The organism is Pseudomonas caricapapayae (assembly GCF_001400735.1).
GTDB classification, from domain to species: domain Bacteria; phylum Pseudomonadota; class Gammaproteobacteria; order Pseudomonadales; family Pseudomonadaceae; genus Aquipseudomonas; species Aquipseudomonas caricapapayae.
The window spans coordinates 114326-127313 of the sequence record NZ_LJPW01000008.1 but is presented as its reverse complement, the minus strand read 5'-3'; the positions used below and the strand labels follow the sequence as shown (position 1 = coordinate 127313).

The window sequence follows — 12988 nt, the reverse complement described above, 5'->3', positions numbered from 1 at the left end:
GCGCACCGATTCGGTATGCTCAGTGCCGAATCCCTCACTGAGCGCCAGGCGCTCCAAGTCGAGCCGATGCCCCGCTTACTGCTACGCCTGGGCCTGTACGCCCTGCTGCTGGTCGCCATCCTGCTGGTAATGGTTTACCAACTGACCTGGCGTCCGCCAGCCCATGAGTTACTCCCGGCCAGCTGCAACCCTGCGGTCCAGGCCCCCACGCTGGTGCCCGGACAGGCACTGAAAGTCATGACCTGGAACATCCAGTACCTGGCGGGCAAACGCTATGTGTTCTGGTATGACATGGCCGACGGCAGCGGTCCGGACGAGCGCCCGACGCATGAAGACCTTGCCTACAACCTGGATGAAGTGGCGCGGGTCATCCGTGACGAACAGCCGGATATCGTGTTGCTTCAAGGGGTCGACGACGGTGCCAAGAACTCCGATTACGAGGACCAACTGGCATTGATCAAGGAACGTGTAGCCGATCTGTATCCGTGCAGCACGCAGGCGTTCTACTGGAAATCGGAGTTTGTACCCAACCCGCATATCTGGGGCAGCGTCGGCAGAAAACTGGCGACCCTCAGCCGCTTTCACATCGACAGTGCCGAGCGCATACAACTGCCGGTGCCCGATGCCAACATCATCAGCCGTCAGTTCCAGCCAAAGGATGCCTTGCTGGTCAGCTACCTGCCCCTGCGTGACGGCGGGAGGCTGGCGGTCATCAACACCAGCCTGACCACCTCCAGACACGCCGGCGACACAGCACAAAAACAGGTCGCGGCCACTGAAACGCTACTGGACAAGCTGGAAGGCGGCGGCACGCCCTGGCTGATCGGCGGCGACTTCAACCTGCTGCCCCTCGGCCAATACCAGCGCCTCTCCGAGCAACAGCGCCTGGGCTACGCCGCCGACAGCGAACTGCACGAGCTGTGGGAAAAATACCCGATGATCCCCAACAACGCCGAATCCAGCGGTATCGACCGCAGCAAATGGCTGACGTACTTCCCCAACGACAGCCGCATCAACGGGCCGGACCGGACGGTGGATTACCTGTTCTACAGCCCGAGCCTGAAGCGGGTCAGTGCGCGGGTAAGGAGGGATGACACGTTATTGATTTCTGATCATTTGCCGGTGATCGGGCGGTTCTTGATGCCGGTTTTGCCTTGAGGGGGCAAGCAGCATTCAGGTCTCGACAGTGCCCAACATCGCGTCAAGGGACTGCTCAAGCATCGATAGCTCTACTTCAAGCCCCTCTGCATAAATCGCGGTGCGGCGAGCACAGTCGACAGTCACCGTTATTCCAGCACCGGTGAGGCGTCCGGGGTATTTGCGCAGGGTCAGCTCGACACAAGAGCAATCCAGCCAGCGCGCCTGATCGGCTGACCAACAGTTGCTTTCGAAAGCAAACACGCGGATGTCGCGCCTGATATCTACTATCTCGGGTGGATAAATCCAGTGCGTGGCAAGTGCCTCGTAAGGCGTCGCCTGGACACGATAGCGAGCACTGGGAGACAGGGCGATCACTTCGATGCGTTCTCCACGCATGGTGTCGCCTTCATGCTCAGCGTCCACAAATACAGGCTCATAATCTTTTCCGGTGAACGTAAAGAATTTCGTTTTTCCATCAGCCTTCAACTGGGCCAGAGCTGCGCTCACCAACGGGAGAGACCGATCGTCAGGCTCAAGCGCGCGGTCATAGCCGTCAAACTCGATACCCATAAAGTTGGCTTCATCAGCATCATCCGTGTAGCAGCGAGCGGCGAGGGACAGAGTGCCTTCCGAGAAGTAGTACATATCGTACTCATAGTAATAGTCGTAGAAGCCGTCCTTATCCTGCTCGCTGGCGTCGATATGGTGATAGCGCTCCATGCGGATTGCACCCGGGCCCTGGGATGTCCACTCGGGTTTGAGCTCGCGGTTACGGCTGTCATCCCGTGAAAAGATGCTTTTCATCCAGCGTTTGATAAGGGATTTGAAAACAAATCTGGCAGTGTTCAATGTCTTTCCCTGGTTACCCGGATGCTCGGAAACTTTCCGTGATCAATTCCTGAGTATTTGCGTGGTTGAAAATACCTGAGCCGAGTGAGAATGGCAGCCCTATAGCCCGCGATAAGCTGGCGAGTCGCCGAGCATCTGAATATCGTCCTTCAGCAGCCGATAGGGTCAAAACAGTTTGAACCGTTTTCAGACGCGCTCGCCTAATGATTAGCCTGTGGATACTTCCACAGGCTGCGTGCCAATACCGGCATACACCAAAGGGTGATCAACGTGGCTAAAGACGACAAAAAAAGCAAAGGCGAAGCCTCGAAAGCCAGCAAGGACCTGAAAGACAAGAAAGCATCACCGGCAAAGAAATCTGAAGCGGCTTCGACGCTTTCCAAGTCTTCCGAAAAGAAAGACAAGAAAAAAGACGCCGAGCCAAAGAAATCTGCCAAGAAAGCTGATAGCAAGCCAGAAAAGGCCAAGAAGTCAGACAAAGCGGAAAAGCCGGCTAAAAAGAAAAAGTGACAGTCAGCGCCGGTGAATGCTGATCTGTACTACTCAGTGTCCAGATCTTCGAAGGCCATCCATCCAGCTTCAGCACGCGGAGATTTCCAAGGGGCCGCTACGGCCCCGTCTTCAGAATTGCCCCCTCCGCGTTGTCTCTATCCACGAAGGTGCTCTACCTCATAAAGGTAGAGCTCAATCTCCTCATTTAGCCATTCGACAAACTGCTCGCGCTTGGACTCAGCTCGCTTACTGTCGGGTAGCAAAAGCCAGTAAGGATAGGGATAGGGGGCAGCAAACTTTGTCAATTGGACAAACTCACCTCTCATGATCCCCGCGTGTGCCAGGCTGCGACGAACCAGCGCAATACCCTGTTTAAGGCGCACCGCTTCAAGTACGAGATTGGAATCATTGCTGCAAAGGCCTTTACGCGTGACTTCGACGTTAAGCCCGGCGGCTTCGCACCACGGTTTCCAGGACTCCATCGTAAAAATGATAGCGCTTGCCACAATGCTCTCCGGGGTCGTCGGAAGCTGTCCGTCATTAAAGTCCGGGGCTGCGATCACAATGGACTCATCATGAAACAGGAGACGTTTCTGTGCGTCACTCCAATCCCCACGCCCCATGCGTATCCCGATGTCCACGGTTTCCTGTTGCAGGTTAACAACGGATAGGCTGGCCTGTAGACGTACTGTGATATGTGGATGCCGAATTCTGAATCGACTAATGCGCGGCAAAAGCCACGAGAAGCCAAATGAGGGCATGACGGCAACGACGAGCTCAGATGCTTTGGGCTGCGCCTTGACCTGACGTGTAGCGTCCACAATATTTTGCAAAGCACCACGGACTTGAAGCGAATACAACCGACCGTCCTCGGTCACTCGCAAACTTCGCCCCTCCCGGACAAACAGCGTCACTCCAAGCATCTCCTCCAAAACCTTCAACTGCTGACTGACAGCCGAGTGAGTGACATGGAGTTCCAAGGCCGCCTGTGTGACGCTGGACAAACGGCTCACGGCCTCAAAGCTACGCAGGCAACTGAGCGGCGGAATCATCGACATGTAAGCACCCCTAACAGATTTCGAGAGAAATTACTGATATCTAAAAAACCACGTCTATCATAATGTAAGCGCAGGTACAGATATATCGGCATTTTGGTTCGCTTGGCTTTGCCATCTCTAGCGCGCGCACCAAAGTAAACCGCACCCGACACGTTTCAGCGTACCGCTGCACGGAAGCAAGAGCCGTTACGAAAATTTTTCGTCGGCTTGTGTCACAAGAGATAAAAGGCAAACGCCGGATGAAACAAGTCGTCAAAGCACCACAGCAGGCAGCAAAGAAGACAACGAAACTGTCGCCCCCATTGAAAAATGGCCCTCCCCCCCAGGCCGTCGTCGATCCTAAGCAACCACAAAGCCGGCACCGCATTCGCTCGAGGTCATCCATGAACAGCGATTGAAATGGATCAGCACACCCTCGATATTATTCGATCTACGCTCAACAGTGACTCTTTCCGAGCGGGCAGTGATCCGCCTGAACGCCAAGCTGACAACAAAAAATGCAGACGCCATTCTTCGCAAAAAGAATATATATAATTTTACTGCCCTAAAGTTCAAATACCGATAACTTAAAGGGAATTAGTGATGTCGATGCAATCTGTGATCCCACCGTGGCATGCAACCCTTCCTGCATCCAAAGGAGACTTGCTAAATTATCTAATAGAAAAATTTCAGGCATTGGAATTTAGCCGTTTCCAATTACGGTTAAAAGCAAACAGGACCAGCGACTTGAGCAGTGAACTGGTGCTGGGCAATTACCCGGAGGAATGGCAGGATATTTACGACAAAGCCGGGTACGCCCGGATCGACCCCGTAGCAAAGCATTGCATGAACAACATTTTACCCGTCATTTGGACAGAGGAACTCTACCAGTCCCCGGAACAATGCAGCCTGCGGCAGATGGCCCTGCGTTACAATCTCAAGCACGGCGTGACCTTCGCGTTGCATGGGCCTCGCGGACAGTACGGCACATTAAATATTAATATCAAGACCTACGATTCAGATTTTGCATATACCGTTATACGGCAAAAAATGGGAGAACTTTCAGCGCTCAGAGACTTGGCACTGCAAACTTCTTTAACACTTATAGTACCCGCCGCCCACCCCGCTCAAGTGGCACTCACCCGTCGAGAGAAGGAACTACTGCAATGGAGCGCTAGAGGAAAAACAACGTGGGAGATTTCCAATATCTGCAGTTGTTCGGAAGCGAACGTAGATTTTCACTTTAAAAATATTCGCCGTAAATTCGGCGTCGCCACGAGAAGCGCAGCTATCGTACAAGCGCTATCAATGCAGCTTATCCATCTCTGAGTTGCTCACCCTGTCTCGTGATACCTATCGTGAGCGGTGACCAAGCCGCGATCATGTTTCAGCAGGCGCAGTAGTACGTGATACGCCCAAGTGGGCGCTTAGTCGGAACGGCGACCTGACTGAAACCGGCTCCCCTTCACCGGCATCCAGGACTGCAGGGGCATGGATGAGCGGATTACCAAAGACGCCGTGCTGCCCCGAACTTATCGTTCACCTGGATCGTCATCGTAACCAGACCAACGTTTTCTACTGAGGATGGCTTATATTTGGCTCCCGGTGTCTCAACAGCATCGTTGATGCAGTGCTGGTGTGCAGTAAGATCATAGGGGACTGCCTGCATCAGGAGACTGATTCGTGACATTCCTTTTGACACGCCACATTGAAACGGGAAATGCCTTCTACAGGATCCTCATGGCGGGTGAAAAACTTTATGCACCCGCCCAGGAATAGCGCCATTGGACGCCCTTCAGGTGGCAACCAGAACCAGCTGATCGGCGTCGAAACGCTTAACGGATGCATTCAATAGAAGAATGGCAACCAGCCCAAGGGAGGCACAAATAAACCATACAAAATTACCACCAAAATAAGCGTATATCTGCCCGCCCACGATGGGTGCAAATAGCACGCTCGAACTCCACATTGCATTGCTTAACCCGAGATAATGACCGCGTCGCCCCCCCTCGGCACGCTTCATTACCAGAATGGCCATTGCCGGCAGAAAGAGCATTTCGCCGACTGTCCAAGTGACCGTTGACAGGCTGACCATCCATACGTTTGTGCAGAACGGTAATGCAAGCAACCCTACGGCAGTCAAACCAATCCCTATTCCGATTCGCCAGCTGTATTGTAAACGTTGGGCCCAGGCGGTGAGCGGTATTTGAAAGACAACAACCAATATGCCATTTAATGCGCACTGCCATCCGAACATGACGGGGCCGAAGCTGTGATATTCGAGAAGGTAGTTCCCCAAGACGCTATTGGTGGTGTCATACATAATGGCGACCAATAAGGTGACCACCATAAAAATCAAAAAAGGAACGTCGGTGTACGGCGAACTTACATCACGGGACGTTTCCTCACTCGCCTCATCGGCAGCGCTTCGCGGAGTCACGACCGTTGGGTGAGTGGTCCTGAACGCCCTGTAAAGCCAGACCATTGCAATTAAATTGGCCACGCCATCAAAAAAGAAAACAGCCCGGTAATCGAAAGACGCTAAAAGACCGGCAATCAGCCCTGCGGCGGAAAAAGCCAGGTTTATAGCGACTCGATTAAGCGACTGAGCGAGCTCTCGCTCCTGCTCGGAACAGTTGTCCATGATCATGCGATCCACCAGTGGGCGAACACCACCATCGGAGGCCCCACCCACCAGCAGCAAAAAAGCCAAAGAGGCTACTGAATCCGCCACGCCCAACAACAGCAGGCAAAGCGCACTGGCGAACAGCAGAACGAGCAACAGCGTTCTAGGGTTGACATGATCGCTGAGTACCCCCGCTACGTACGACCCTACGAGTCGGCCTAAACCGTAACCCGCTAAAAGCCAGCCAATGATTTCGATACCAATGTTCAGTTCGTTTCTCAGGTACATCGGCATAAAAAACTTGGCCATGCCTCCAATACGATTGATGAAGATCGTTACCGTAAGCGCCCACACCAATGGCGGCAAAACCGCCAGTGTTTTCTTGAGGCTTTCGGCATATGCAATTGCGCCATAATAATATCTATTCATAGTTTCAGCACCATTAGCCGCACATAAAGCCTAGCAATCTATCGTGTTATTAAATTCCCAAGCGCTGACACTCCGCATGTAACCCAGTATTTCCCGTTCTTTATAGCTGGCGTAGCTTGACACGAACCCCTGATTGAGAAGTTCAGTGAGTTCATAGTCCTTCACCAAGTTTTTTATGGATGAGCTCAAGTCAAGCGGCAATGGTTGACTCACGGTGACGTCACTTTCATAAGCATTGGAGTTGTGCCTGGGCCCCGGGCTCAACTTTCCTCGGACACCTAGCAGGCCGGCCGCAAGGACGGACGCTTGCAACAGGTACGGGTTAGCAGAACCATCGGGTAGACGAAGCTCACATCTGTCATCTTCCGGAATACGGATAAGGTGACTACGGTTATTGCCGGCATATGAAATAGCCACGGGAGCCCACGTTGCGCCCGAACTGGTGTTTCGCGCACTGAGACGCTTGTAACTGTTTATCGTGGGGTTTGTCAGTGCCGTCAGTGCAGGGGCATGATGTAACAGCCCACCGATAAAATACTGCCCAATGGGTGAAAGACTACCGACCGTATCAGCATCCACAAACAGGTTTTCCCCCGACTCGTTCCACAGGGAGCAGTGGACATGGCAACCGTTTCCCGTTAAGTCTGAAAAGGGCTTGGGCATGAAACTGGCTTTGAAACCGTGTTTTTCAGCCATGCTCTTGACCAAAAATTTAAAGAACGCATGCCTGTCGGCGGTTTCCAGACAATCGGTATACTCCCAGTTTATTTCAAACTGGCCTGTCGCATCTTCATGATCTGCCTGATAGGGTTTCCAGCCCAACTGGTGCATGGCATCACAGACCTCACTGATAACATCAAATCGACGCATCAAGCTTTGTTGGTCATAGCAAGGCTTCAGGTACTGATCTTTTTTGTCTGAAGCGCAAGCCCCGTCCTCACTCAGTAAAAAGAATTCGGCCTCTACACCGGTTTTGAGAAGCAGCCCGTCTTTCTTGGCTTGAGCGATGCAATGCTTCAGAACATTGCGCGGTGATTGAACGAGCAAAGCGTCGCCCATGTACAAGTCACCCGTGACCCACGCAACGTCGGTTTTCCAAGGGAGAACAATTGCCGTAGAAAAATCAGGAACCAGAATGATATCGGGGTCAGAAGGTGAAAGATTGAAGTGAGCCGCAAACCCGGCAAACGCTGCCCCATTTTTCTTCAAATGATCAAGCGCTGTTACCGGCACGAGTTTAGACCGTATGACGCCGCACAGGTCTGTAAAACTCACCAGTACATAACGTACCGTGTTGTCAAAACTAAAATTAACAAACATCAATTTTCACCCAATAGGATTATTCTTTAAAAGCTGGCAAACCGCACGCTTGGCAAATCAAACAGTCAGCTGGGTTGACTCAGGTATCTTTTTGATCGTGCCCAAATGGGGTGCATGATTGACATAGTCAGCATCACTCAACGACTCCAAATAGACGCGCTTGAAAACGTCAATCATCTCATCAAGGGCCGACTTACTTTCGGTTTCGGTCGGCTCGATCAGCATGGCGTTCTTCATGGCATTGGGAAAATACACACACCCCGCACCGACCAGCGTGGGAGGATGAATTTTATGGTCAATCAGACGTTTGGCAAAACTATAAGATGAGACGGGTAATAAATCGCCTGACAGCAAGCATTCATGCATGCATATTTTATTGAACACCGGCGGCAGGAAATCGGACAAATGGTACTGAATATAGTTAGCGTTCAACACGGCATCTTGCGAAGCCTGTCGCAATCCGTCCGGCCCCATGGAGCGAATGTAGGCGTACGCTTTTATCAAGACACTGACATGCCCCAGGTACTGCTTTATCTGTCCGATAGTGTTTTCACCATGTGTGTTAAGCACGTAGTGAAGTCCATCAACGGACCGACGAACAATCGGAACAGGAAGATAACTTTCAAGAAAATGCTTGACCCCGATAGGCCCCGCACCTGGGCCGCCACCGCCATGCGGTGTAGCAAGCGTTTTATGCGTATTTATATGAACGACATCAAACCCCATGTCCCCAGGCCTGACAAGCCCCATCAAGGCATTGAGATTAGCCCCGTCGTAGTAAAGCAAGCCTCCTTTCTCATGGACAATAGCCGCTACCTCTTCGATATTTTCCTCGAACAACCCCAAGGTCGAAGGATTGGTCAGCATCAACCCGGCCACTTCGTTGCTCATACTCGCCTTCAGCAGCGGAATATCTAACAACCCCTCCGCCGTCGTAGGTATTATCTGACACTCATAGCCCACCATACTGGCGGTGGAAGGGTTTGTTCCGTGCGCTGAGTCAGCGATCAAAATAATATTTCTTTTTTGCTTCTTTTTTTCGAAAAACTTTCTGATGATCAGCAGTCCCGCAAATTCACCGTGGGCACCTGCAGCAGGTTGAAGGCTGACATAGTCCATGCCTGTCAGTTCAGCAATGTAGCTCTGTAGCGTATAGAGCAATTCGAGCAGGCCCTGGATGTGCTCCGTTGGCTGGCATGGGTGTATGGCGCTAAACCCGTCAAACTTACTATAACGCTCATGCGCCTTAGGGTTATATTTCATCGTGCAGGAGCCTAACGGATAGAACCCATTATCTGCACCATGGCTGTCGTTGCTAAGGTCCGTGAAATGCCTTACAAGCTCACTTTCTGAAACATCGGGAATGTTTAAAAGCCCCGTTCTCAAAGGGTGATCGAGAAAGTCTAAGGGCTCAAAATTGTCTCCATCAAAACGAAGCCAAGCCCCGCCGACCCCATACCTGCTTTTATGCAACAGTGTCTTCTTCATGGCTCACCCTTGACCAACAATTCAATAGCAACACGGAATGCCGTCGCCGCTTTAACGAGATCTGCTCTGGATTTGACCTCCGTCACAGCGATCAGAAGATTATTATCGACACCGTTACGGGTCAGCGCGACCCCCCCATAAATTTTCTGCTCCAGCAATGCTGACAACAAAGCATCAGAGGCGCACGGGAGTTTAATAACAAACTCGTTAAAGAACGCCGCCTTGTACACGCGCTCTACGCCGTCAATACTCTCTAAAAGCCGACAAAAGAAATGACCGCGATCTGCGTTCAGTCGGGCGAGGTTCTGAAGTCCGGTGTTGCCTAATGAAGCGATGTAAACGGTCGCTCTAAGTGCACACAACGCTTGGTTCGAACATATGTTACTGGTCGCTCGCTCGCGTGCGACATGTTGTTCACGCTCCTCATTGACCAACGCGTACGCCGGGTTGCCGAAAATATCCTCGACAACGCCAACCAGGCGGCCAGGCAAGAACCTCTTGAATGGTTCCGTGCACGCCAGGTACCCCAAGCTTGCGCCCCCTCCCGATAGGGGTATGCCAAGCATCTGTCCTTCGCCACAAACGATATCTACACCCAACTGACCGGGTGGAACAAACAGCCCGCTGAGAAAAGGGTGGTAATGGAGGATCGAGGTGACGTTATACTTTTTGCACAGCTCTACAATCGACTGGGTATCTTCAAGCAGCCCGTAGCAGTTGGGCGATTGAAAGGCGAATGACTCAGGCGCGGTTTCGATAAAAAGTTTTTCAAGGTGGGAGAGATCAATCAAGCCATTATCGTCATCAGCTGGAATCGTGACGAGTTTGACAGGGCGCCCTGTAAAATATGTCTCCACTATTTTTTGCGTCTGGGCCCAGATTGTATCGGACAACACTATAACTCTGTCCCCAGTGCTCTTGTTCTGGCAGGACATCCAGATCGCATCTGCCAGCGCGGTGGATCCGTCATAGCAAGAGCAATTGACCACGGGTAATGCAACCAACGCACTGATATACTCTTGGTATTCGGCCAGTACCTGCAACAGCCCTTGGCTCATCTCGGGTTGATAAGGGGTGTAAGCAGTCAGGAACTCACCCCGTTCAGCAATCGCGTCAACGACAGCGGGCACATGGTGCTCATAAACACCCGCGCCGAGAAAGCTCTGATAGGTATAGAGCGTCTGGTTATTCCCTGCCAACGCTCTAATATGGGCTTCCAGCTCTGGATCAGACAACGCAGTGGGCAGTTGCAAAAGACCGCTCAAACGCACGTGTTGAGGAACATGTTTATAGAGGTCGTCCATGGCCGCCATGCCCATAGACTCAAGCATTTTCTGGCGTTCGGCATTTGAATGAACAATGTAGCGTCCCTGTGTATTAATCACGTCTTGACGTTCCAATAGGCATAGACTTCAACTGCATACTCACGCACTGAAGTCTATTGAGTTTTAAATGGATTGACCTTCGAACGAAACGCTTACCTTATTAGCCGTCTGTTCAGCCAGTGCATACGCCTCTTCCAACGTCGCGGATGAAGCTGTGATCTGGCCCAGCAAGTCGTTGCCATGCGGTGGTCGATTAATTATCGAGCCCGGGTACTGAAACAATTTAAAGTAAATAATACTCTTATTACTGTCTACTTCTTCCGGAGCAGAAATACTTTTCACTACCCCGCCCTCTGAAATAATGGCAATTGCGACAACAACCTGACCCGACGTTGTTAACTCGGTAAATGCGGGCTGATTCCCCAGTGCAATCTGTAGCGATGATTCGACTGCGCAATAAGAGTAGGCGTGACGTGTCATGTGCGAAATGGGTCCACCTCCCGCTCTAACCGCCATTTCAATCAAATAAGGCCGACCACCGTGATACCGAATCTCAGGATGAAGGACGCCTCTGTTTACGCCTTGGGCCGACGCTGCTAGTGTAACCAATGAGCGTATCTCATCGATTTGCTGTGCCGTCAACCGGGTGGGCATCGTATAAATATCGTTATCGAATGTGGCCCCCTCTGGCGACAGCCGGTCACCGATTGCGCCGATGTAGACCTGCCCATCCCAGACGATAGCCTCCAGACTGTGCTCTGATCCATCAAGGAATGACTCGACCAATATGCCTGAGGGACCTCTATATTCAACTTCTGGCTCTAGATCCGAAATGGATTTTTTCTGTAACTCCGAGTGAGCCGTTGGAAACAGTTTTCTCATTTCCGCATCCGAATCAATGCGGTATATATGCTCGCTTGATGCTCCCAGCGTTGGCTTTATGATGACGGGATACGTGAATTCACGAGCCGTCTTTAACGCGTCGTCCAGATCGACCGCAAGATGAAATTGAGGATGAGGAACCCCACCACGTTGGTGGGCTTGTCTCATCAGATATTTATTTCTGGAAATGATTGCCGCTTCCAGATCGATGCCAGGCAACTTCAATCGCTTGCTGATCATGGACGTCACAAGTACAGACCATTCCGACAGGGTGACGACGGCATCGAAATGCTCCTGTGCATGCCATGACATGGCCTCCTCGACGAAATCAGTCGCGGTGTTCTTTTTGACGACGCGTACGTTCGGTCCATACACCGACTTGTACTTATCTGATGAAATCAAAAAAAACAGTTCGTACCGATGTTTAAACTCTGAATAGCCTGTTTTCTCACACTCACCTGTCGGCTTAGCTTCGATGACTAAAATCTTCTTCATTTAAAACATCCCTCCTGTGATCAACGATTACCCTTCCGCCCAGCCCAACTGACGAGCCGAGTAGGGAGCTATAAAAGGAGACGCGTAACCATCCTCTCTCCACAGAATGGGAAAGTGGGTCTCGTCCATGTGTTGATCCCCAAACCGTTTGAACCGGCTATACGTCCGATTGGTGGTCACAGGATTTGGATGGAACCTGGCTTCCGATGACATACAGTGGGCAACAATGGAACGGCGGGGTATATCCCTTTTATTCACATCCGATCCGTGCCATATCCAACCCGAGTGGAAAGTTCCGCCCCCGGCGGGCACTTCGATTTTGACAGTGTCAAAGTCTTCTAAACCCGCTCGACTTGCTGCTCTTCTCAGATTTTCATGCGGGTCTTTAGGCCCATGGAATTGCCGAATTTTTCCGGTCTTTTCCCACAAATGTGACCCTTTTACGTACTCCACTGTTCCACCGAGGGAGGAAGTATTATCCAGCGCAATCCAGCAACTCACCCACTCGTTGGGCACGATAAACTCTTCATATGAAGAGTCTTGGTGAAAACCGATTGGCCGCCCACCAGGGGGTTTCCATAACAGGTTGTCTTGAGTCAGCCTCGCGCCAGGCCAATCACCGAGGTACGCACACGCTCTGCCAATTTCTGATCTGAGTATCACGCTTGCAACATACCGATCGGATTTCCAACCGTTGCAAATTTGTCGCGTCAGACTCTCTGAGTCACGATTCTTCTTCCAGTTGACTTCGTCCGGATCAAGACCGGTCTCATACTCACCGTCGAATATCACCTCAAATCGATTGAGCAAGAGTTCAACGTCTTCCTGGTTGATAATCTCATCACAAATAATGAAGCCATCTTCTTTAAATTGCTTTTTTTGAACACCTGTAAGACTAAACATTT

11 protein-coding genes are annotated in these 12988 nt (G+C 51.5%); 3 read left to right on the top strand and 8 right to left on the bottom strand.

What is annotated here, in order from left to right:
* The first annotated feature begins 15 nt into the window (after nt 1–15).
* The gene (locus ALO80_RS01725) at nt 16–1158 is read left to right on the top strand and encodes an endonuclease/exonuclease/phosphatase family protein (protein ID WP_055007707.1); all 1143 of its coding nucleotides are present in this window, start codon (nt 16–18) and stop codon (nt 1156–1158) included.
* A gap of 15 nt (nt 1159–1173) precedes the next feature.
* Here ALO80_RS01725 and ALO80_RS01720 read toward each other — a convergent pair whose 3' ends face one another.
* Nucleotides 1174–1944 carry a hypothetical protein gene (locus tag ALO80_RS01720; RefSeq protein ID WP_055007732.1) on the bottom strand — a complete coding sequence of 257 codons (771 nt, stop codon included), beginning with the start codon at nt 1942–1944 and terminating at the stop codon, nt 1174–1176.
* A 306-nt stretch (nt 1945–2250) separates the two neighbouring features.
* On the opposite strand from ALO80_RS01720, the gene ALO80_RS01715 reads away from it, so the two are divergent.
* The gene (locus ALO80_RS01715) at nt 2251–2499 is read left to right on the top strand and encodes a hypothetical protein (protein WP_055007706.1); all 249 of its coding nucleotides are present in this window, start codon (nt 2251–2253) and stop codon (nt 2497–2499) included.
* Between the two features lie 137 nt (nt 2500–2636).
* Here the strand turns inward: ALO80_RS01715 and ALO80_RS01710 are convergent, their stop codons facing one another.
* Complete coding sequence (locus tag ALO80_RS01710; RefSeq protein WP_055007705.1) at nt 2637–3539, bottom strand: LysR substrate-binding domain-containing protein; 903 nt, start codon at nt 3537–3539, stop codon at nt 2637–2639.
* Nucleotides 3540–4121: 582 nt separating this feature from the next.
* Here ALO80_RS01710 and ALO80_RS01705 point away from each other — a divergent pair.
* Nucleotides 4122–4847: a helix-turn-helix transcriptional regulator gene (locus ALO80_RS01705; protein WP_055007704.1), complete on the top strand. Its 726-nt coding sequence runs from the start codon at nt 4122–4124 to the stop codon at nt 4845–4847.
* A 466-nt stretch (nt 4848–5313) separates the two neighbouring features.
* Here the strand turns inward: ALO80_RS01705 and ALO80_RS01700 are convergent, their stop codons facing one another.
* The 6 genes from ALO80_RS01700 to ALO80_RS01675 all read right to left on the bottom strand — a co-directional run bounded on the left by ALO80_RS01700 (nt 5314) and on the right by ALO80_RS01675 (nt 12986).
* Nucleotides 5314–6573, bottom strand: coding sequence for an MFS transporter (locus tag ALO80_RS01700; protein WP_055007703.1), 1260 nt, complete (start codon nt 6571–6573; stop codon nt 5314–5316).
* Between the two features lie 30 nt (nt 6574–6603).
* Nucleotides 6604–7893, bottom strand: a complete 1290-nt coding sequence (glnT, locus tag ALO80_RS01695) for a type III glutamate--ammonia ligase (RefSeq protein ID WP_055007702.1) — start codon at nt 7891–7893, stop codon at nt 6604–6606.
* A gap of 57 nt (nt 7894–7950) precedes the next feature.
* Entirely contained in the window at nt 7951–9381 is a 1431-nt protein-coding gene (gene gcvPB / locus ALO80_RS01690) for an aminomethyl-transferring glycine dehydrogenase subunit GcvPB (protein ID WP_055007701.1), read from the bottom strand.
* On the bottom strand, nt 9378–10766 hold the full coding sequence (gene gcvPA / locus ALO80_RS01685; RefSeq protein WP_211372067.1) for an aminomethyl-transferring glycine dehydrogenase subunit GcvPA: 1389 nt from the start codon (nt 10764–10766) through the stop codon (nt 9378–9380). The genes gcvPB and gcvPA overlap by 4 nt, the downstream gene beginning before the upstream one ends.
* A gap of 63 nt (nt 10767–10829) precedes the next feature.
* Nucleotides 10830–12083 (bottom strand): ATP-grasp domain-containing protein, encoded by a 1254-nt coding sequence (locus ALO80_RS01680; RefSeq protein WP_055007700.1) that lies wholly within the window; start codon nt 12081–12083, stop codon nt 10830–10832.
* A gap of 27 nt (nt 12084–12110) precedes the next feature.
* A complete protein-coding gene (locus ALO80_RS01675; protein ID WP_055007699.1) occupies nt 12111–12986 on the bottom strand; it encodes a phytanoyl-CoA dioxygenase family protein in 876 nt (291 codons plus the stop codon).
* Between the last annotated feature and the right edge of the window lie 2 nt (nt 12987–12988).

Excerpts from the sequence above, each read along its gene's own strand:
- glnT (WP_055007702.1), bottom strand. The coding sequence starts at position 7,893 with ATGTTTGTTAATTTTAGTTTTGACAACACGGTACGTTATGTACTGGTG.
- ALO80_RS01675 (WP_055007699.1), bottom strand. The coding sequence starts at position 12,986 with ATGTTTAGTCTTACAGGTGTTCAAAAAAAGCAATTTAAAGAAGATGGC.
- ALO80_RS01680 (WP_055007700.1), bottom strand. The coding sequence starts at position 12,083 with ATGAAGAAGATTTTAGTCATCGAAGCTAAGCCGACAGGTGAGTGTGAG.
- ALO80_RS01725 (WP_055007707.1), top strand. The coding sequence starts at position 16 with ATGCTCAGTGCCGAATCCCTCACTGAGCGCCAGGCGCTCCAAGTCGAG.
- ALO80_RS01700 (WP_055007703.1), bottom strand. The coding sequence starts at position 6,573 with ATGAATAGATATTATTATGGCGCAATTGCATATGCCGAAAGCCTCAAG.
- ALO80_RS01710 (WP_055007705.1), bottom strand. The coding sequence starts at position 3,539 with ATGTCGATGATTCCGCCGCTCAGTTGCCTGCGTAGCTTTGAGGCCGTG.
- ALO80_RS01705 (WP_055007704.1), top strand. The coding sequence starts at position 4,122 with ATGTCGATGCAATCTGTGATCCCACCGTGGCATGCAACCCTTCCTGCA.
- gcvPB (WP_055007701.1), bottom strand. The coding sequence starts at position 9,381 with ATGAAGAAGACACTGTTGCATAAAAGCAGGTATGGGGTCGGCGGGGCT.
- ALO80_RS01720 (WP_055007732.1), bottom strand. The coding sequence starts at position 1,944 with ATGAAAAGCATCTTTTCACGGGATGACAGCCGTAACCGCGAGCTCAAA.